At 42.4% G+C, this 20,621-nt stretch carries 16 protein-coding genes, 1 tRNA gene and 1 other RNA gene; 8 read left to right on the forward strand and 10 right to left on the reverse strand.

The features are described from left to right. Nucleotides 1–216 precede the first annotated feature (216 nt). On the forward strand, nt 217–2,430 hold the full coding sequence (locus tag PNK_RS09505) for a leucine-rich repeat domain-containing protein (protein ID WP_059061721.1): 2,214 nt from the start codon (nt 217–219) through the stop codon (nt 2,428–2,430). Nucleotides 2,431–2,433: 3 nt separating this feature from the next. Here the strand turns inward: PNK_RS09505 and rnpB are convergent. Together rnpB and cdsZ are read right to left on the reverse strand one after the other, a co-directional pair. Continuing rightward, nucleotides 2,434–2,802: RNase P RNA component class A (gene rnpB, locus PNK_RS12210), an RNA gene on the reverse strand. A gap of 67 nt (nt 2,803–2,869) precedes the next feature. Continuing rightward, entirely contained in the window at nt 2,870–3,640 is a 771-nt protein-coding gene (cdsZ, locus tag PNK_RS09510; protein WP_032123946.1) for a zinc ribbon domain regulatory protein CdsZ, read from the reverse strand. Nucleotides 3,641–4,459: 819 nt separating this feature from the next. On the opposite strand from cdsZ, the gene PNK_RS09515 reads away from it, so the two are divergent. The 5 genes from PNK_RS09515 to PNK_RS09535 all read left to right on the forward strand — a co-directional run bounded on the left by PNK_RS09515 (nt 4,460) and on the right by PNK_RS09535 (nt 9,834). Next, the gene (locus tag PNK_RS09515; RefSeq protein WP_059061723.1) at nt 4,460–4,912 is read left to right on the forward strand and encodes a CBM20 domain-containing protein; all 453 of its coding nucleotides are present in this window, start codon (nt 4,460–4,462) and stop codon (nt 4,910–4,912) included. Between the two features lie 268 nt (nt 4,913–5,180). Then, on the forward strand, nt 5,181–6,656 hold the full coding sequence (locus tag PNK_RS09520) for a glycine hydroxymethyltransferase (protein ID WP_059061725.1): 1,476 nt from the start codon (nt 5,181–5,183) through the stop codon (nt 6,654–6,656). A gap of 213 nt (nt 6,657–6,869) precedes the next feature. Beyond that, complete coding sequence (locus tag PNK_RS09525; RefSeq protein WP_059061726.1) at nt 6,870–7,472, forward strand: ATP-dependent Clp protease proteolytic subunit; 603 nt, start codon at nt 6,870–6,872, stop codon at nt 7,470–7,472. 5 nt (nt 7,473–7,477) lie between these two features. Continuing rightward, nucleotides 7,478–8,284, forward strand: a complete 807-nt coding sequence (dapF, locus tag PNK_RS09530) for a diaminopimelate epimerase (RefSeq protein ID WP_059061728.1) — start codon at nt 7,478–7,480, stop codon at nt 8,282–8,284. A 380-nt stretch (nt 8,285–8,664) separates the two neighbouring features. Further along, nucleotides 8,665–9,834: a UPF0158 family protein gene (locus PNK_RS09535; RefSeq protein ID WP_059061730.1), complete on the forward strand. Its 1,170-nt coding sequence runs from the start codon at nt 8,665–8,667 to the stop codon at nt 9,832–9,834. A gap of 451 nt (nt 9,835–10,285) precedes the next feature. Here the strand turns inward: PNK_RS09535 and PNK_RS09540 are convergent, their stop codons facing one another. Next, nucleotides 10,286–11,038 carry a CPBP family intramembrane glutamic endopeptidase gene (locus PNK_RS09540; RefSeq protein ID WP_059061733.1) on the reverse strand — a complete coding sequence of 251 codons (753 nt, stop codon included), beginning with the start codon at nt 11,036–11,038 and terminating at the stop codon, nt 10,286–10,288. 518 nt (nt 11,039–11,556) lie between these two features. Between PNK_RS09540 and PNK_RS09545 the strand changes: the two genes are divergently transcribed. Together PNK_RS09545 and PNK_RS09550 are read left to right on the forward strand one after the other, a co-directional pair. Further along, nucleotides 11,557–12,468: a hypothetical protein gene (locus tag PNK_RS09545; protein ID WP_059061735.1), complete on the forward strand. Its 912-nt coding sequence runs from the start codon at nt 11,557–11,559 to the stop codon at nt 12,466–12,468. Between the two features lie 102 nt (nt 12,469–12,570). Next, on the forward strand, nt 12,571–13,344 hold the full coding sequence (locus PNK_RS09550) for a cyclase family protein (protein WP_059062420.1): 774 nt from the start codon (nt 12,571–12,573) through the stop codon (nt 13,342–13,344). An 87-nt stretch (nt 13,345–13,431) separates the two neighbouring features. On the opposite strand, the gene PNK_RS13700 is transcribed toward PNK_RS09550, so the two are convergent. The 7 genes from PNK_RS13700 to PNK_RS09585 form a co-directional block, all read right to left on the reverse strand. After that, nucleotides 13,432–13,830: a hypothetical protein gene (locus tag PNK_RS13700; protein WP_059061737.1), complete on the reverse strand. Its 399-nt coding sequence runs from the start codon at nt 13,828–13,830 to the stop codon at nt 13,432–13,434. A 96-nt stretch (nt 13,831–13,926) separates the two neighbouring features. Continuing rightward, nucleotides 13,927–17,226 carry a coiled-coil domain-containing protein gene (locus tag PNK_RS09560; protein ID WP_059061739.1) on the reverse strand — a complete coding sequence of 1,100 codons (3,300 nt, stop codon included), beginning with the start codon at nt 17,224–17,226 and terminating at the stop codon, nt 13,927–13,929. Nucleotides 17,227–17,503: 277 nt separating this feature from the next. After that, entirely contained in the window at nt 17,504–17,785 is a 282-nt protein-coding gene (locus PNK_RS09565) for a hypothetical protein (protein WP_059061741.1), read from the reverse strand. Between the two features lie 27 nt (nt 17,786–17,812). Next, the gene (locus PNK_RS09570) at nt 17,813–18,520 is read right to left on the reverse strand and encodes a TraB/GumN family protein (protein ID WP_059061745.1); all 708 of its coding nucleotides are present in this window, start codon (nt 18,518–18,520) and stop codon (nt 17,813–17,815) included. A 345-nt stretch (nt 18,521–18,865) separates the two neighbouring features. Next, a complete protein-coding gene (locus PNK_RS09575; protein WP_059061747.1) occupies nt 18,866–19,678 on the reverse strand; it encodes an alpha/beta hydrolase in 813 nt (270 codons plus the stop codon). A 137-nt stretch (nt 19,679–19,815) separates the two neighbouring features. Further along, on the reverse strand, nt 19,816–20,283 hold the full coding sequence (locus PNK_RS09580) for a GNAT family N-acetyltransferase (protein WP_059061750.1): 468 nt from the start codon (nt 20,281–20,283) through the stop codon (nt 19,816–19,818). Between the two features lie 216 nt (nt 20,284–20,499). After that, nucleotides 20,500–20,583 (reverse strand) — tRNA-Leu (locus PNK_RS09585). Nucleotides 20,584–20,621: the final 38 nt, after the last annotated feature.

Genomic DNA, 20,621 nt, shown 5'->3' on the forward strand with positions numbered 1-20,621 from the left:
TTTGCCATTCGAGCCATTTTCAAAAAGCAAATAAATAATTTTTTTATTTCCTTGCTTTTACGATCACTCGCCTAAAAACAGCTCTATACATGTCTATAGAAATCAAATGATGATTATATTTAATAAGCAAAAGAGTAGCTTCCAACCGGAATTCTCAAGAAAATACTTTCCAACAATACATTCTTTTCCTGAGAATAAGCATTTTTTAGGTTTAGAATGCCTATTGCAGAATTTGGATCGACATATCATTTGCAATCACAGCCTTCTTTTCGACAAGAAATGGTTGAAGTCTTACAAGGTAGTTTGCAACATAGAATTGTGGCAAAGCTTTTTTTAAATCAGTCTTCGATCTTAAGATCGCAGTGTTTACATTGTCTTGAGTCTTCGCAGAAAGAGGAGGAGTGGCTAAAAAGAGATCTCTCGTTAAAGATTATTCGCTTATTAGATCAAGGTGATTCAGAACAAGCAAGCAAGATCCAAGAAGTGAACGAGCTGATTAGAGAATGTATGCCAGCCGCTCCAATTGCTTCTCTATTGAAAAAAGTTGAGATAGCAGATTTCAAAACCTATCGATCCATTCAGTTCCAAGATCAGCTAATCGATTTGAATGAAAAAGAATACAATCGCTTGACTCGTCATTCCGGCTACATCAAAGATTTATCCGAAGAGATTGAAGAAGAAGAACTCGTCATCGATCTAAGCTTGCTAAACCTAGGATTCAATGCCGATGAATTTAGCGACTTCTTGGCTGGCTTTTCTGATGCCGCGGATGCATCGCTCTGGAAGATGTTCGATCTTGCCAAAGCGCTTCTCTGCCCCAAACTGGAAGAAACTTTTGCCAAAGCCCTAAAAGAAAAACTCATAGAAACAGACGATTTAAGCCTATTAAAGGATTTTTTAGAAGCAGATGAATGCCTTCTCGGACACTTTACAAATGAATTAAAAGAAGCTTGTTATCAAGCCATTAGCCAGCGATTAGTCAAGGCGCTAGTAACAAAAAATCTCTCGCATGAGCTGAAGCTATTGACAGCGGTTAACATCTCTCTTCTCATGAAAGCCCTCTACTTGTCAAATTCCAGCCTGGATGATGGCCAACTGGAAATGCTCCTAAAAGCCTTTCCAAAGCTAACTAAGCTAGACCTATCAGGCACACCTATTACCGGCCGCGGGCTTAAAAGCCCATCTTTTGCGCATCTGCAAGAGCTTAATCTGCATCGATGCATAAATCTGTCTGAAAAAGCCCTTGTTAAAGCCTTATCGAAGATGAAGGCGCTTACAGAGCTCGATCTTTCGCAAACAGAACTATGCGGATCTTGTCTCAAAAACGCAGGTTTTACGCTAACCCTTCAAAAACTGAATCTTAGTCGCTGCTTTCGATTGAACGAAGACGTACTTAGCAAAGCCTTTGTGCAATACAGAAGTCTTGGGATGATTTCATTAGGCCATACCAGAATAACGGGGGCTTGCTTAGTACGAGCGGGTTTTAATCAAAGCATTCTTCACCTAAACTTCTCTCATTGCAGCCGATTAAACGAGACTCTTCTTTTGCAAGCCTTTAAGGACTATGCACACATTACAGAGATTAATTTTGCATCAACTGCGCTAACAGCCATTTGTTTGACACAAGCAGGTTTTAAAGAATCGATTCGAAAGATCTATCTGCAAAGTTGCAAGCACTTAGATGAAAATCAACTGATGCAGGCTTTTAAATCATTCACAACACTTACCGAGCTAGACTTAGGCGATACATTCATAACGGGCGACTGCCTAGTCAACACAGGTTTTAAACCAGCACTTCAAAAGCTTTACTTAATGCGTTGCAGGCATCTCAATGAGGAATTTTTAGATCAATCTTTTAGTCAGTTCCAGAACCTAATAACTCTCAGACTTGCCAGTACGGCAATAACTGCCTCATGCTTTATTAAAAGCAGATTTAATCGCACGCTACTTGAATTAGATTTAGATCATTGCTGGCAATTAAATGAAGATTTCCTATCCCCCTCGCTGAGCCAGCTTATGCATCTAAACAAACTCACCATGAATAATACAGAGATCAATGGCTCAAGCTTAATCAACATAGGTTTTAGGAAGTATCTTAAAGAGCTCTCTTTGCAGAATTGCAAACAATTGAATGAACAAAATCTAGCTCAAGCCTTTTCAAACATGACAGAGCTGATTGACTTGAACTTGCAAAGTACCGACATAACCGCCTCTTGCTTGTTGGAGGCCGGGTTCAGTCGCACTCTTCGGTCTCTCAATCTCTCTTTTTGCCCCTCTCTTTGCGACCATCTATTTGCACAAGTACATCTGCGAATGAATAGAAAACTGACGTTTACAAAATTAGCTCCCTTAACCTTAGATCTAACCAAAACTAAACGAAAAGAACGCTTATTTTCCTTTAATAACAAACCCTTGATCGAAGTGGATTAAAAAAAGTCTGGGAAGATTTTAAGCCGGATCCTGTCAGCTAACAAATGTTAGCTTAGTAATCATTCATCTAGGGATGCCGTCACCGACATCCTCAAGCGACTCTTAAGGGCTCTGCGGAGTCAGAAAACGCCCTTGTTGGCCTTGCTTCGGATAGGGTTTGCCACCGTTTGAGTCTCCTCAAATCAGGCATCGCTCATAAAACGATGCATTTCACCCTGTTTGCCAAGAACAAAGTTCTTGGCAACGGAATATTTTCTGTTGCACTTTCCGTAGCCTTACGACCCCCAGTCTTTCACTGGTATCCTCTCCTGTGAAGTCCAGACTTTCCTCTCCCCTTCCTTGCAGAAGGGCAGCGATTACCTCTCTTCCCAGACAACGCGAATTTTTGACGAACAGTCAACCAATAATTGCATTGGTTGACTTGTATGGAATGTGCGAATTAAGCCGATTTAGTCGTACGACGGCGGCGCTGCTTCGTTGCCACAACTGTATCTTCTAAAGCCTTGCTTTCTTGCCAGTAATGGATGCGAGAACAATGTTCACAGAAAACCAAGCGCTCACCTTTGCGCACAAGGTTCTCATGCTGCGCTGTCAACATAATATGGCACCCGCTGCAACAGCGACTTTCTAAAGGCACTACAACACGATCTTTCTTATTGCGTAAAAGGCGCTCGTAGATTTGAAATACTTCTGAATCGGCTTGTTCAACCAATTCATCGCGCTCAGCCTTAAGAACTTTTCCTTCTTCATTGATCTGATGAATGCTTTCGTGAATTTCTGTCTCAACAACCTTAGAGCTGTCTACTGTCGTGTCTGAGGCTTCATTCAAGCTCTTGAGCATATCTTCTTCAGCCGCTAATTTATCGTATAAATCACTTAAACGCTGTTCTTTAGCAACGCGTTCGCGGTCAGCACCAGAAATTTCATGGGTAATGGCATTGTATTCGTCGACTTTCTTAATGGCATTCTGCTGAGATTCCAATTTTTTAATCTTCGCCAAGACTTCAGCATGTTCGCCTTCTGTCAAGCGAATCATCTTTTTCATTTCCAAAATTTCGGTTTCTTTATCGGTCACGCGGTGACGAAGGGATTCTTTGCTATGATTGATATGATCTAATTCTTTCTGCCTTTGTCTTTTCAAATGCATCAACTGAATCATCTTCATATCTAATTCTTGTATTTCTAAAATCACTTTAAGGGCATCTAGCATAGTTTTTCCTTAAGGTAAAGGTGAGATTCTCTCATCTGTTTTATACACAAAACGCCTGAAAATTAATTTTCGGCTGCTTCAGGCTTTGCAATTAAACAATCGTAATGGATGCTATACGACTTATATAGGAATCGTTACGATCGTTTAAATTCAGGAGCTTCAGCGTTTGTCCGAAAGCCAAATTTCGGGTGTTTTGTGTATAATACATCTCCTTTGCATCACTGACAAGAGGGCTAAAACCGTCACTAATTAAACGAAGAGATGGATTAACAGGTTAAATTGAACGCTTGAGCTATCTCATTAAAAAGGGTTTATGAAAAAAAAGAAAGCAGCAAGTAATGCCGCTAAATTATAAATGATATAAATACCATATCTTGTTGGGGGTTAATATTCAATTAAAATATCCTTAGAAGATCTCCTCAAACTTTTGCTAAAAAATTTCTGGCTCTATTCTCCTCTTCTCCAAGCCCAAACCTTTCCTTTTTAAGTTCTCCAGAAGTATCTAGTAAGCCCAAGTTTTTTGTTGACACAGATTTCGTCACATGTCAATACATGAGTGGTATTGACAAACGTGAAATCGTCTAGATTGACACAATCTAGCCATTTAAAGCTTGTCAACACCTCTACAGAAGTGACTTCATAGTTTGGCTTTGGACTGCAAAAACATTAATTGGTAAACGACCGTTTTTTTATTCCTAAGCCGTTCCCTCAGAAAGTTTTGACGAAGTCAAAAATCCAATCTTTGGAGCCACTTCGCTATAGTAACCAAGCGTTCAGATTATAGTAAGCATTTTAAACCAGTTACCCCTGAGGTCTATCATGTTAACCAAAAAAGATTCTCCTAAAAACACACCAAAAATGACTAAAATTTCAAAAACGACAGCTCAAGCTTCCCAATCAGACTCTTATGCTTTGGCCAAAGCACCTACCCAGCAGCCAGCCAAAGTAAGCCACTCAAAGAGTCCACATGCTTGCAACGACCATTGCTCTCATACATTACAGCGCAAGCCTCATAGCAAAACGCGCATCATCATCAAGTATGATGTAGGTTTCAATAACCAGTTATACATTCGGGGCAAAGGGGCCCATTTAAGCTGGGAAAAAGGACAGCCCTTAAAAAATGTGAAAGCAGACGAATGGGTTTGGGAGACGGAAGCCCAATTTTCGCAGTGCGAGTTCAAAGTCTTAATCAATGATGCCGACTATGAAAGCGGAGAAAACCATTTGATCAATTGCGGATCGTCGGTCATTTACACTCCTCATTTTCACTAATCGCCTAGTCACACTGTGTTGAAAACGCTCTCTATTTATTCATCCCTAATTCTCGTTTTCAACACAGCTCGCCACAATCACTAGAAGTTGGTGCTTTCCAAACACGTTTTCGCAACTCAAGCTTCTCCTTATTTAGAATTTTTTTATTCGACTCGTGCAGATGAGCGTAGCTAGAAAGAAAAATCCAGTGATTGGTGGTATGACTTGCACAAAACCCGCAGGTTAGACACAATAACCTTCACTGTTTGCCAGGAAGGAGGGTTTCATCATGTCTCGTCTAAAAAATTACTTAACATCCAAACCAGAAAATGAGCAGCATTCCGCTGCCATCGCTTATTTAGCCGCGCTTGACCATATCGAAAAAACCTCCCCTTCTGTGTCGGCCAGCATTATCCAGGAGCTGCGAGATGAGCGCTCCCACCTCAAGCTGATTGCATCCGAGAACTTTTCATCGCTGGCCGTGCAACTAGCCATGGGCAACCTATTGACCGACAAATATGCCGAAGGATATCCGCGCCACCGTTTTTATGCTGGTTGCGACAATGTCGATGCCGTTGAAGAGGCTGCAGCCCAAGAGCTCATCCAGCTCTTTGGATGCGACCATGCGTATGTTCAACCCCATTCAGGTGCTGACGCCAATCTCGTCGCTTTGTGGGCAATTTTACTGCATAAAATTCAAAATCCCGAAATTGAAAAACTCGGCAAGAAAACATTGGATGAGTTGACGCCAGAAGAATACGAGAGCGTACGCCAACTTCTAGTTAACCAAAAAATGATGGGCATGTCGCTCAATTCGGGCGGACACCTTACTCACGGTTATCGCCACAACATTTCGTCTAAAATGCTCCGCTCAGTAGCTTATGATGTCGATCCAAAGACGGAACTCCTCGACTACGCGGCTCTAGCCAAGCAGGTACAGCTGGAAAAGCCAACCATCTTAATGGCAGGCTATTCAGCTCACCCACGCCGCTTAAACTTTGCAAAAATGCGCGAAATTGCAGACAGCGTAGGCGCCGTCTTGCTCGTCGACATGGCCCACTTTGCCGGCCTTGTCGCAGGCCAGGTCTTTCAAGGCGAGTTTAACCCTATTCCTTACGCTCACGTTGTCACATCGACCACCCATAAGACGCTGAGAGGACCTCGAGGTGGATTTGTGCTTTGCCAGCAAGAATACAGTGAAGCCATCAACAAAGGCTGCCCTGTTGTGCTCGGCGGTCCATTGCCGCATGTGATGGCAGCCAAAGCCGTTGCTTTCAAAGAAGCTAATAGGCCAGAGTTTAAAACGTATGCTAGGCAAATCGTCGATAATGCTCAATTCTTGGCCGATTGCTTCCTTCAAGAAGGCGTCCGTCTAGTGACTGGCGGAACAGAGAATCACCTGATGATTTTAGATCTATCCAAATTTGGCTTAACCGGCAGACAGGCAGAAACAGCCCTTCGCGAAGCGTATGTCACGGTCAATCGAAATGCCATCCCCAATGACATTCAAGGCCCTTGGTACACCTCGGGAATACGCCTGGGCACCCCTGCATTGACAACACTTGGAATGGGCAAAGAAGAGATGAAAGAAATCGCTTCAATCATTTTCTCAGTCTTGTCAAACACCAAGGCTGGAGTCGTCCAAAAAACAGGACAGCCAAGCAAAGCCTCGATCATTACCGATTCTGCAATCATGGATCAGGCCCGCTCGCGCGTTAAAAACTTATTGAGTCGCTTCCCTCTTTATCCTGAAATTGAAATTTAAGGGCTTTCTAGACGGTTTTTAGCAGCAAAGCAGCCTAATCATATTTGCAGGTATACTCTAAGGGAAACATTAAAGCCCCCCTCTTAGAGCTTGAAAAAGGAAAGCAAAAGACATAGAATAAAATTCTCTAAAACCGCCTGAGTTTTGGGCCAAACGCCTGAAATTTAGGTTAACAACCTGAAAATAGACAGAGTTTTTACTCGGGAGATTTCCATGCCCAGACATGATAATAAAAGTACGATTCCCTCAAAAATGGCCGATCGAATTGAACATTCGCTTTTAGAAGCCCGACGCATTTTTATTTCCGACGCAGTCGATAGTCACACTGCGAATGAGATTATTCGCAAATTATGGTACTTGGAACTGACAGATCCCGGTAAGCCCATCTTATTCGTCATTAACAGTCCAGGCGGTGCCGTTGATTCTGGTTTTGCCATCTGGGACCAAGTCAAGATGATCACATCGCCTGTTACAACGCTTGTGACTGGCTTAGCAGCTTCAATGGGATCGATTTTAAGTTTGTGCGCAGCACCTGGCCGCCGCTTTGCGACCCCTCACTCAAGGATCATGATCCACCAACCCTTACTGTCAGGTGTGATTAAAGGGCAAGCAACAGACTTAGAGATTCAAGCAAGAGAGATGCTGAAAACGCGCAATGGCCTCATCGAAATTTACGTGGAAGCAACAGGTAAAGACTTCGCAACAATCGAAAAAGCCATTGACCGTGACACATGGATGACGGCTAAAGAAGCCTTGGAATTCGGCTTATTAGACCGCGTCGTCAATTCATTTGAAGATATCCAGCCTGCCGCTTAAGATCCATGCGCTGGTTATTTGCCAAATACGCTGGCTGCGGCAATGACTTTATTCTTTTTGATAATCGTCGCGGGGATTTTCCAAAATCCCCACGGCTTTTTCAAAAATTATGCCATCGCCAATGGGGAATCGGCGCAGATGGGGTCATCTTGTTAGAATTATCTACTCAAGCTCATGCCCGCATGCGCATTTTTAACGCTGATGGAAGCGAAGCAGAAATGTGCGGAAATGGAATCCGCTGCCTCGTGCATTGGATGCAGTCTTTGGGCTTTTCCCAAACAGTTTATAGCATCGAAACCATGCAACGCCTGTTAAAGGCATGGGTGATTGGTCAAGACGTGCGCATTGAGATGGGTTCTCCAACACATCTACAGTGGAATGTTCCAATCGATCATGAATCAACTAGTCTTCGAATACACTCCCTCGATACGGGTGTGCCCCACGCCATTCTTTTCGTTTCAGATATAGAAGCCAATCTCAAGCAACTGGGACCCTTCATCCGCCATCATCCCTATTGGAGCCCAAAAGGAACAAATTTTTCAGTTGTCAAGCAGCTAGACGAAATGACTTTTGCCATTCGCACTTTTGAAAGAGGCGTCGAGGACGAAACGCTGGCTTGTGGAACGGGGGCCACCGCAGCTGCGCTGGCAGCCGCCCACCAATTTAAGCTACAGGGACCGTTAAGGATGCAGACCCGTTCAGGCGACTGCCTAGATATTCATTTTTCCTTTCAAAACGGGCAGTTTACAGATGTGACCATGACAGGACCCGCAGTTAAAATCTTTCAAGGGGAAGTCGACCTCTATCCATAAATCCCTTGAAAATTTGGTTTTTCGGTTGCTTGTAACTCAACCTATTCGATACAATCGAAAGCTCAATAGACAAGGAATGGCCAGAAGCCAAGATAACCCATTCTTTAGTCCATTTCGAACAATAGACCTTTTTCGAAATGTGTTTTGCTTTGACACAGATTTTTGAACAGATTTATTGATGAAGCATTGGCCTGCATAGGGTCTAGGCATTCATCATGGGTGAAGTTTAGCAAGCAAATAAAGTTTCGAAAGAAGTCTAATTAATCTTTTCCGACAATTGCCTGTCAAAGCGATAGAAATTCCTATCGGCATTAAGATTTTTTTTGATAAGGTGAACATTTCTATTCAACCTTTATGACTACTTGAGGATGTAACTATACATGTGTGCCAATAAAATGAAGCAAGAGGCCCAAAATCCCCTCATTCTCCGTTGCCATCGTTTAATGGAAGCATTTGCAAAATCCGACGATGAAAGAGATTTTTACATCGATCGCTTAGAAGGCTTTTTGATTTACATTGATCTCGATAAACCCCAAGCCGAATTAGATGCCTTGCAAGAAGAGTTGGAACAAAATGCTGACCGCTATTGCCAGATTCCCAAGCTTTCTTTCTATGAGACAAAAAAAATCATGGAAGGGTTTGTGAATGAAAAAGTGTACGACATCGATACCAAAGAAAAATTGTTAGACATTATTCAATCCAAAGAAGCACGTGAAAACTTTTTAGAATTTATTTACGATCACCACGCCGAGCAAGAAAAATGGCAGCAGTTTTATCAAGAACGCTCACGCATTCGCATCATTGAATGGCTGCGGCTCAATCACTTCCACTTCGTCTTCGAAGAAGACTTAGATTTGCCTCGTCCATTGGTCGAAAAGCTCAAGCATTCTCTTTTCCAAACAAAAGTTGGCAAAGACATCTTGACAGCACGTAAAAACCTGTTTGCTAAGGCGAAGACTTATTATTCTAACGAAGCATTAAATCCCCGTCCAAAGCGCGGTCGTCCACCCAAGCAAGCGGCAAAGCCAGATATTGAACCACAAGTCACGATAGATATTTTTACAACTGTTCCACCAACGGTCCGCCCATTCCTTTTCACACCAGACCTTCAAGCTTCTCATTTCTCAGCCTTCTCGTCTAAGTTTGATTCGGAAGAAGACCTGCTTGCAAGCCGCCGTCAATCTTTTGACACAGATGCCTCATTCAGCCAAAAATTGGCCTCGTTGCGCTCTCTTTCCAGCCGCTGGTTAGAGCCTGAACCTTCGTCTGAAAAGAATCCTTATGCGATGGATAACAGCTTTAACGACGATGATGACGATGACGATGATGACTTTGATGACGACTTCAGCGACAAAAAATCAAAGAAAGCTAAAGCAGCTAAACCGAAAGCAAAGGCGCCAGCTAAGGCCGCTAAAGCAGCTGTCAAAGCAGCTAAGCCCGAAAAGCCAAAAACCAAGCGAATCATGCCAAAAGTAAAAAAAGAAACCGCGCCAACGAAGACAAAAGGATTGAAAAAGATCATTCCTAAAAAAGGTCGTATAACTAAATAGTCCTCGATTACTCTTCAAGGGATAAGGAATGCATGCTTCTTATCCCTCCTTAGATCTTAATTTATTCCCCTCTCCATAGCATAGGTTCGTATTGCTGTTAGAAGGCTGCTTTGGCTTACTAGCCGTAAAACCCACCCGCAACCCGTTAGCTAGTAAAGACATAAAAAGTAAAGCTAATTTACGTATCTCATTATAATTAAGCAATATATAATTCTGTACTATTTAGATCTCCTAAAGCAATCCAAGAAGAGCTTCCAGTGTATTGTGTTTTGCTAAGCCAGTTGTTATATGCTTCGTAGAACTGAATAAGCAATCAGCTGCTCTCCAGGCTCTTATTGTTTTTTATCCCCCCCTACCCAAAGTGAGCGCCTGGAGAACTGTGGGTAGATGGGATAAAGAAAGAAAAAATCGATCATCATCTAAAGCCTCCCAAACGCTGGGAGGCCTCATCTTAAACCATTTCTGGGACCGGCGTACGGACTAAGTTAAGGCTGTTGAAGACACGGTAAGGCATGCTAAGGCAAACATTGCTGAATTCCCTTATGCTCGTTGCCGTGTTTTGCACCCACTCCGGCTTACCCAAGGTATAGGATGCAATTGGATTGATCACAACGGCCGCTAGACATACGAGGGTGACTCTTGGATCAGCATAGGTTGCTATACAAAGAGCTAACATATTATTGAATCCATGCGCTAAAATTGAAACAGAAAGAGTCTTGTACTTATCGCTCAAATAACCATAAGCCACGCCTCCTACGTAACACCAAGTAAACTGCGTCAACTTAGCGGCCGTACTCGAATGAGGATTCATTAAATGGGCAGCGGCAAAAACAATGGCGGTGATCTGAATACGCCAAGTCCTTTGAACGGCTAATTCCTCTTGACTCAATTCTCTTTGAGTAACAAAATGATTCCACCCCTTTTGAACTAAACCAACTCCTCGTTGAAGGACACCTCGAAAAATAATCTCTTCAATAACAGGCGCTGCTACAGCGATTGTCCAAACAGCTTTCACAGGCATTTTTGCCTGACCCAACGCCCTCTCCAGCAAAATCTCCAAAAACATTTTAGCTGCTACAATTTTAACTAACTCTACCACAGTAGCCGTAACAAATTGACTGACAGGATGGTGGATCACAGATCCCACATAGCGCTCCATAAAGGGACGAGCAGGTGGCATAATCGGTTCCGGATTATATTCCATTTTTATTCCTTTTATTAAAAATTAAAGATTATTAAATAACAATTAAATCATTTTATTGCATACAAATATTAATTTCAATAAATAAAAAATCACTAATCAAAACAATAAGACTTTAAATTATTTCCATCATTGACACTATTTCCATCATTCGCTAGTCTTCTTTGAGAGTTTTAAGTATAGGCTTGTGTATTGCGGCTTCAATACACTTAATAGGATGTCAAACAAAGGGTAGATAGCCGTTATCCACACATTGTTGAACTAGCCAAAACCGCTTTAGCAGGTGCCACATGCAAGACAATTGCTTTGCTGTCTCTGAGGCTTTCCCTCAGGTTGATGCCCACTCTATCTTTTCTTTTTCTTCTTTTATTCTCGTTTTTTCTTTTATTCTTTCCCTTATCTAAAAAAATCTGATACTAGTTATTTGATTTTTTTTTAGTCTATATCCATTTGGATATGAATTGAAACATTGTCGAATCAGTTGCTGGATTAAAAATATTTATATAATCACGGAGATTTTTATGAATTCGTCCCCGGTCGGCTCAGCAAATGGTAATAGCCCCCACATTCCATCATCCTCTTCTAAAGACAATCAAAACCGCCCCTACTTGCAGTGGATGGTCACTCTTATTGGCAACAATCCTTATCGAGAGCTTGGCAAAGGAATATTCTCTGGCGTCGTTGAGGTGTATTTAGATCAGCCCTTCGTGACCGTTAAAAATGAGCTTCAAGCAAACATGGGAACATCGCATGCGTTGAAGTTCAATAGAGAATTTTTCAAGAAATTGTGGGCGGGAGCCGGAGCCAATGCAACGGGTCAAGCCTGCGTTGCGGGAGCAAATATGTTTACGCTTGACTATTTGAGAAGGATTCAGACTGCACACGGCAATCAACAATCCCTGACGTTCACGCAAGATCTTTTCACTTCAATTGCGACAGGCATTTTGACCTCTCCCTTGAGTTGCAGTGAAATGATCATGATGCACCAAAACCGAAGGGTAGCTGAAGCCATTAAGAATCGGGAATCAAAGCCTACCTATAGCTCTACCATTGCCCATTTATGGAAGATGCAAAATTGGAGAATGTTCACAAAAGGTTTGGGACATACAGCCATACGCGAAGCCTTTTTCACTGCTTCTTACGGCACTTTTTCCCCTTATTTCAAGAAAAAATTTCAAGAGATAGGGATAGAAAACCAATTGATCGCTACCATTTTGGGCGGCGGCATGGCTGGAGTGTTAGGTGGAACCTGCTCTCATCCATTCGATACATGGAATACTCAAGCTAAATTAGGGGTTCCAAAAACACAGTGGCTTTCTTCCTACCAAGGATTAGGGGCCCGCAATACACGCATCGCACTGGCCATCATCTGGTACAGTTTAATCAATGAAGGTTATCAAAAAATGATTGTTGAAGGCGAAAAATACAAGTAGACAGCATAAAAGAAGGAACTCTTTGAGTTCCTTCTAATGTATTGCGCTAAAAGTCCTTTGTCATTCAAGATCAAGTTAATCAAGATTTTAACGGAGGACTTGATGACAGCTCATTCATCTTTCGAAACCAGCACCTCTTTTTGGCCGCTCCTTCAGAAGCTAAACGAGGGAACTTTTGTCGATTTGACCCATGCCTTCGATGCCGATAGCCCCCACTTTGAGACTGCAGTTCCCTTTGAAGTCAAAGATGTCAGCCTGCACAAAGAACATGGAATTTGGGTCCAACGCTTTTCCTTTGAAGGTCAATGGGGAACGCATGTCGATGCTCCTGCACACTTCTGCCAAGGGCAGCGCACAGTTTGTCAGATACCTATTGAAGAAATGATTCTTCCATTAGTCGTCATCGACATCCATGACAAAGTGAAAAAAAATCCAGACTATGCTGTCAACGTCAACGATCTGTTAACTTGGGAAGACGAGTACGGTAAAATTCCAAGCGGAGCCTTTGTGGCGCTGCGAACAGACTGGAGCAAACGCTGGCCCAATAATGCAGCCATGCACAACTGCGATGAAACGGGTGTTCCACATACTCCAGGATGGAGTTTAGGAGCTCTTTCCTACCTATACGAAGAATGCCTTATCACAGCTACTGGACACGAGACAATCGATCCAGATCCCGGCTATAACGCAAGAGATACCGAATGGGCTTGCGAACGCTACATTCTCAATCTCAACCACTACCAAATCGAGCTGCTAACGAATTTAGATCGCTGCCCACCCAAAGGAGCCATCGTCATTTGCTCCTTTCCCAAACCTGCCCGCTCGTCTGGATTTCCAGCCCGCGTTTTTGCCATTTGCCCCAAAACGACAACATAGAAAAAAGGACCAAACGGGACACTCTAATCAATCAAGTCTCCCATTTAGCCCTTATTGCCATAGAATAGCCTTATTTATAGACTACTCTTATTTATGGTGGCCGTCTCCATGATGTCCATGACCATGATGATCATGATGACCATGGTGGTCTGAATGGTGATGGTCATGGCGATCTCCGTGATGGCGATCTCCATCATGGTGGTCCCAATCGTGGTGGCGATCCCAATGCCCTCCATCGTGATGATCCCAGTGATGGCCATCATGCCAATCCCCATGGTGGATGACGCCTTCCTCAAATGAACCACTTGTACCATAAGGCACCTCTCGAACGACGCCTTCCTCAACAGGTACGGGTTGAATCACAACAGGTTTTTCAATGACTTGAGGTACTGGCTCAACTACGGCTTCTACAGCCTGCAAACCCCATAAGCTCGACAAAGAGACGACGGCAACTGATCCAACTATCCATGTTTTAAGCTGTAACATATGTCCCCCTTGCTTTATTCAATAAAATGCTTAAAAACAAACTAAAGAAACAGAAAACAGCGACAATGAATTCAATTCGTACTGATTTAAGGCTATTTAATGAACCGCTACTCCTTTAACACCCAATTTGCTTAAGAGCTTAGCCACACCTTTGCTAGCAGTTCCTGCCTGTTGTACATAATAGATTAAGCGAAGAGCCTTTCCTTCCGCCCCATCAGTAATACCTGGCAGGTAAGCTGCGCTACATTTCAGAACTTTGATTCCCGTGTTGTCATAAATAACAAGAGCTGCACAACCCGACTTGCTGATAATTTTTTTATTAAACTGCTTCTCGTGTTCTTTAAGAATTTGGGCTTTTCGTTCTTGGGCCTTCTTAAAGCGAAGCTGTTCTTTCTTATTGAGTCCTTTAGGCATGACCTCTGACTGCAAGGCGGGATCCTTATACATGCTTTCTTTGACAAAGTTAAGGATTGTACGCCCTCCAACCATACCTGTACGATCTTTGGCGCTTAAACAGCCCATTGAAAGTGGAAACTTTAATTTAATGAGTGCGATACTGAATGCTTCGGCCATCAAATAGGAAGACTCTCCTTGCTCTAATTGCTTTTGAACAGCATTGAGGAGCTCCAACCCTTCTTGGATTTCTTTATCACCAGGGTTATTCAAGACTTGTTTTTCAGCTGCTTCAAGCAACTTGGTCATATTCTTTTTATTGATCTCTTGCTGGATGCCATCATTTTTCGTATGGCCTTGAACTGTCATGTTGACAAAAGAGGTTTCGAGCTTTAACTTTCTGGGATTTCCCGACAAATCAATAAGTGTTTGTGCCAGGTGCACATGTCCATCGGCATCGATGGCAGGCCCTTTACCATCAAAAATCAATGTCTTGCCTGCAAATTCGGCAAAAATCTCATGCATATCGGTCATTTGAAAGGCTTCATTGTGGGCCCAACCCGTCTGGTCCTGCTTATCGGTCTTTCGATTCAAAAGCCCCAAATGTGTGACGCTGAATGTGGTTTGGGAGGGATTGCCTACGACGCCAACCAGCTGTCTTGCGACCTGTCCCTGGACAAGCTGAAGCATCTGATTATTTAAAATATGGCGTCTCTCCTGTATGGTTTGACGTACATATTCAGGCTGAAGCTGTTCGATGGCATAGTCAATGGCCAACACTTTCGCTTTATTGCTTTCTGGCTGCATTGCCAACTCTTTTCTCATTTCACGAAGCTTAGATAACTTCTTTTCGAGAGTTGGGGAAGAGAGGCCGCTCTTCAATTCGGCATGAATCACTTTTAGCTCAGCAAGATTTGTAAAACCATTTCTTAAATCGGTCATCACTCCGAGACGAAAGAATCCAATCTCTCGCTCATCCCCCTCATATTTCTGGTAACGGAAGTTAACCGGAGCTCCCAAGCAAATGGCATTGAGGCGATCTGCATAATCCTTTTGGCCCGTACTGTGATCGGCAACGTTTTGCAATTCATCTCGGAAAAATTGAGATCCAACAAATTCCCCTTTCGCTTGTTGTGCATTTTTCAAAGAGTGTTCGCACAACTTAATTTCGGCCTCTAGATCAGCAATTGCTTCACTCAGTTGTATAGAAGAATTTTCTTTAAAGGAAGCCTTCTTAATCTCCAAATCACTTCTAAGCAGGTTTAATTGCTGAAGAAGATTGGCATTCAAATCTTTAATTGCGTCTTCTCTTTCAACGACATCGCGCCCATAAACAGCACCACTCAGCTTGTTTTTATATTCATAAGAAATAAGGCGCCCAGGATCATGCCCCATAGCTCGCAATTGAGGAGCTTCGAAGCGCTGCAAAGGGGTTGGTGGTTCATGTTCATCAACTGGCGGCGTGTGAGAAAGCGTAACCCCTAATTCCTTAAAAGCCTTGTCAATCGGCGCTGTAGGCACGGCTGTCTGTACAGGCTTGGATTCCAAGACTGTGGTTGCCAACTGAGCCGCATGAGATAACTCTGTTGTGGCCTTCTGGTCGACCTGCCTTGCAACGTGCTTGGAAGAGAACTGCAAGGGTTTCGCCTCTTGAGACAAGCTCCTTTCGATTGCATCCAGAGCATGGAATCCCTCTTCTATCGCTGCGAGCTCTTTTTCAACTACAGTGACATCTGCCTGGAGCTGCTCAACGATCCCCTCTTCAATTAATACCTGTTCATCAAGCTGCTTCACGTGACGCTTGCTCTCATCTAAGGCAGCGCTTTTGCCTTCAAGAAAAGTTTGCACAAGGCTTAAATCTTGAGCCAGCTGGGCAAGTGATTGATTCAAGCGGTCACATCTGCCTTTAACATTTTTTATCTCTTTCCCGGCTTCTTCTTCAGCCGTTGTCAATCTGACTAAAGAAGCTTCTAAGTGATGAACCCTTCCATTCGCTTCTCTCAACTGGGAATTTAAAACTCCAAGCTGGGTTTCAGACTGATCGCGTGTATGCTGCTTATTTTCAATCAATGCAGTGAAATGCTCTATATCTGTATTAATGATGCTGAGCTGCTCAGTCAATTCTCTTTCTTTTTCAGCCATAGCTTGCTGAATGCAGACCAGTCTGGAATCAATGGCTTGAAGCTTGCTCTCCAAGTCTCTAATAGCTGGTCGATGAACAATTCCCAGAATAAACTTAGCGATCGATCTGATGACTGGAATGGATGAAAACCAACGATTCTCTCCCTTTACTTTGCCTTGAAGTACATCCAATTGATCTTTAAGAGCTGCGCGCTCGCTCGTTTGCTGCTTCAATTCATTTGTTAACCTGAATGGTTCCCCTTCCTTAGACGCCTGTTCGATCCCAGCTTGAGTCTCTCGTATTCCACTAAGCCTTTCATTTAATAGATCGATTTCCTCCATACATTCTCGTCTGGCTTTTTGGCACTCTTCTATCCTGACAGGAATGCCTCGAACCTGCTCTCTTAATAGATCCATTTCTTGACGCGCCTCAGCCGCTTGACCCCGAATTCCCTTTTGCTCTCCCTTCAAAAACTTGAGCTGCTCTTTTTCCTCTTGATGGAGAACGCTCTTTTCTTCAAGAGTCTGCCCAAGATGTCCGGCACTCTTTTCAAGCTCTTCCACAACGACTTCTAATAGTTTAGACTTCTGCTCGAGGCCAGCTTTCTTGTCTTTGCCAAGCTCCAGCTCGCCCATCTTTTCATGCAGATTCTTTTCAAGGCAAATTTTCTTCTGCTTTAAACCCGCATACTGTTCTTTGAGGTTTAAGCGAGCCTTACTGATCTGCTCTTGATTTTTAAACGTTCCCATCGACAACTGCTGAATAGAAAGATTCTGGGGATTAACGGAAGAAGGAGATCCTAAGCTGACTTGATGATGCGAAGGGAGAGTACTTAATTGCTCTGTTTGATTAAAATTATAACCAATTTTAGAAACTGGCATAAAGTCACCTTTTTTAAGCAATTTATTAAATTAATTTATCTATAATTAAAAAAACCATCTATCCCAATATTAACACATTCAGTTATTACAGAAATATTAAAAATAAAAAACACTGATTTATTAGTATCAAACAAAAGATTGATAAAAACTTATTTGATATCGAAAACGAATAAAGATTATGGAAATAAAAAAAATCTATAGAAGATGAATAAACATTCGCCTCTCGCAAAATAATTATTTCGAGAGGCGAAAGATAGAAGATAAAAGATAGAAGATATTAGTTGGTCATCTCTTTTTTCTTTAATTCGATAACTGCCGCAACTAACTGTCTGAGAACAGCTGTTGTTTCGAGACTTTTAAAGATGATTCGAATTGTATCAGATTCAAATGCTACGAGTTTTGGGAGGGGATCCATTTCAACGCAAATTTTTTTCCAGGCTTTAATTGCAGACTCTTTTTCATTCAAAGAGAATTCCATCACTGCATCTATTTGCTCTGATTTCGTGTGTTTATAAGCCTTGCACGCGGTTAATTGATAGCTTTCAAGGAGTTGATTCAAGAATTTCAGGCTCGAAGGGGCCGCTTCCTAGGTAAAATCGATCTCGTCTTGGCCTAAGCTGGATGGAGCAAGCATGATTACATTGAATTGTTTTAAATACCGGTTGGTTTGTTCATTAAAACCTTCGATGGCTTCCGGGGAATAATTTATATGGGTAGTAGAAGGTGGTAGCTGATTATGTTCGAGGATTGAGACCGATGGAAAGCTTGGTTTCTGGTGGCAGATAGCGACATGATTACTGCCGAATAGACCTGAGAATTTTTCTTGGGGCTTGAGCATGCCAGCAAAATGTTGAATCACAGACGCCATTTTCTCAGGATTGCTCAACCGCTTAGCTATCAATTTCTTCGTCTGCTTGGATTCCCCAATTTTTGTTCCCGTATTGACATTCTCATTGGCATCTACGGCGATGATACTAATACCTGTGTGGTGTGCAGCTTCTACCAGAGCCTTGATCTCGCGCCGAACGAGTTCATCCTGGAATTTAAGAAGACAGGCTTCGAATGGCTTCAGATTGCCTTTGCGGTGGGCTTCAAATACTTCATTTAAAAATTTAGGAACTTCTAAGTAAAAATGGCGAACGCCGCTTTCATGGAGCTCCTTCATCGAACAAGTCAGCAGCTGATAAGAGCCTTGATGATTATGGGCATGAAAAAAAAGAACGCCTCGCTCCGAAGCTCTTACGAGCTCTGCAACCGAGCTATTTTCAGAAAATGTAAGGGATGGAAAAGACATATTATCTCGCAATTATTTTTTAAAATTAAATCAAATAAAACAATATAACAAATCAACTATTTAAGACCTATTTAATTTAGGAAGAATGGTGCACCTGTTTAATCCAAGTATATTTCGACCTTCAACTATATTTAGAGGACTCCTCTAAAGCATCAAACTGTTTACATCATCGTTAGAGTTATTTACTCAATCGATTATAAAGATGTAATTATTTCCATTGTTTACTAAACATTCAAAATCCATTCTATTAATCAAACAATAAGAACAAATATCTTCTTATTGGAATAGCCGCTAATTAAGTGTTTCTTAGATCTGTAAATAGTCATATGCCATAGCTATAGAGCATTAGCGAAGTGGTCTTTGACTGTTCACATATTGCCTGATGAAGGGCACTGCAAGATCTGACTCGAGGTCATTATGGGCTACGTTGGGAATTGATAGGATCTGTTTGTTTGTCTTGAGCATTCCAATCAATTGCTTTGAGAGAGAAGGAGGAATGATTTCATCATTTTCTGCATAGATCGCTAATGTGGGAGCCTGGATGCGCGTGATTTTTTGGATTGAATCAAACCGATCCTTGAGTAACCACCTGACCGGCAAGTAAGGATAATGAAACTGCGCCACATCGGCCAGGGAAGAAAAAGGAGACTGTAAAATCAGAGCAGCTACTTGATATTCAGAAGCCAGCTGAATGGCAACGGCCGTTCCAATTGATTCTCCGTAAAGAATGATGTGTTGATCGTCGATCCCAAGGTCGTTTAGAAACTTGAGCGCCGCTCGGCCATCTCGATAGAATCCCTCTTCATAAGGCTCGCCTGGATTTTGGCTATAGCCGCGGTAAGTGACAAGCAACACGCCATATCCCTCATTCAAGAAAGGTTTGACGCTTCGGCCTCGATTACCAATGTGGCCGGCATTTCCATGTAAGTAGAGAATCGTCGGGTATCCGGCTGTTTGGGCGCGGCGGTACCAAGCCTTAAGAGTCAATCCATCACTCGTCTTTAATGAAACCACTCTCATTTCAGCCACTCCCGCTTCGGCCGGACTTGGTAACAATTGACTTGGGAAATAAAGAAGCTCTCTCTGTTTAAGAAAGAGTCCAAGCAAAAGCATGATATAGCATGATAGAACGATAAAAAATGCGAATAATACTCTCATACTCTCTTAACTCAAACGTTCAGGCTCTTATTTAACTATTGCAGGTTTCATAAGATCTCATGCATTTAAAGATCAATCGTTTTGGTTTCTATGATTCTATGTCATAAAAATCAAAGCGGAACGAGCCGGAGAAAAAATTAACTCAGAGCTTTGCTCATCTTGTAGTTAATAAATGAGATGCCTCTCAATACAACGATTTGTTTTGCTTGTATCTTCCAACCCCTCGCAAGAAAAAAAGACTTCGCTGTAATGCTTGCCTCAGTTGTCATCTCTTTTAATTTTAATGCCCGTGCTCGAGCTTCCAATGCCTCTAGCAATAAAAGGCCAATACCCTGTCTTTGAAAATCTTTGTGGACATAGAAGCGATGCAAATAGCCAGCCATAGTCAAGTTGCCAAAACCGACAATTCGTCCCTCTAAATCGGCTACATAAGCTCCTCTTTCTTCAAAGCTAGCATAAATAAATGGATCCGGGACCCAAGCCTCTACTTGTTGTTGATTATAGTCTTTGCAATTAATCGTGCGAACGGTATCAAAAATAAGCTGCCCGATTTGCTTACCATCTTCAGGCATTGCAGCGCGTATGACAAGCTTACCATTCATCATGTTTAAAAACTCATCCTTAAAAAGACATTATTGGTTACCGCGGATTAGAAGAAGTACACACTTCTTTCATCTAGACTTCCCCTCATACTGCATCTTTGAATGGCAAGTGAAGTTTTTGAAGGTTACGAACCTAAACGTTGGGTATGAGATAAAAAGAAAAAGAAAAGAAAAGAAAAGAAAAAGAAAAGGCCGTTAGTTCGCTAACGGCCTTAAACATGCCCGGGAAAGGACTCGAACCTTCACGCCCACAGAGAGCAAGAGATTTTAAGTCTCTTGTGTCTACCATTCCACCACCCGGGCAAATTGAAGGGATAATCTAACCGTTTAGGCAATAAACA

It is taken from the genome of Candidatus Protochlamydia naegleriophila (genome assembly GCF_001499655.1).
In the GTDB taxonomy this organism is placed as follows: domain Bacteria; phylum Chlamydiota; class Chlamydiia; order Chlamydiales; family Parachlamydiaceae; genus Protochlamydia; species Protochlamydia naegleriophila.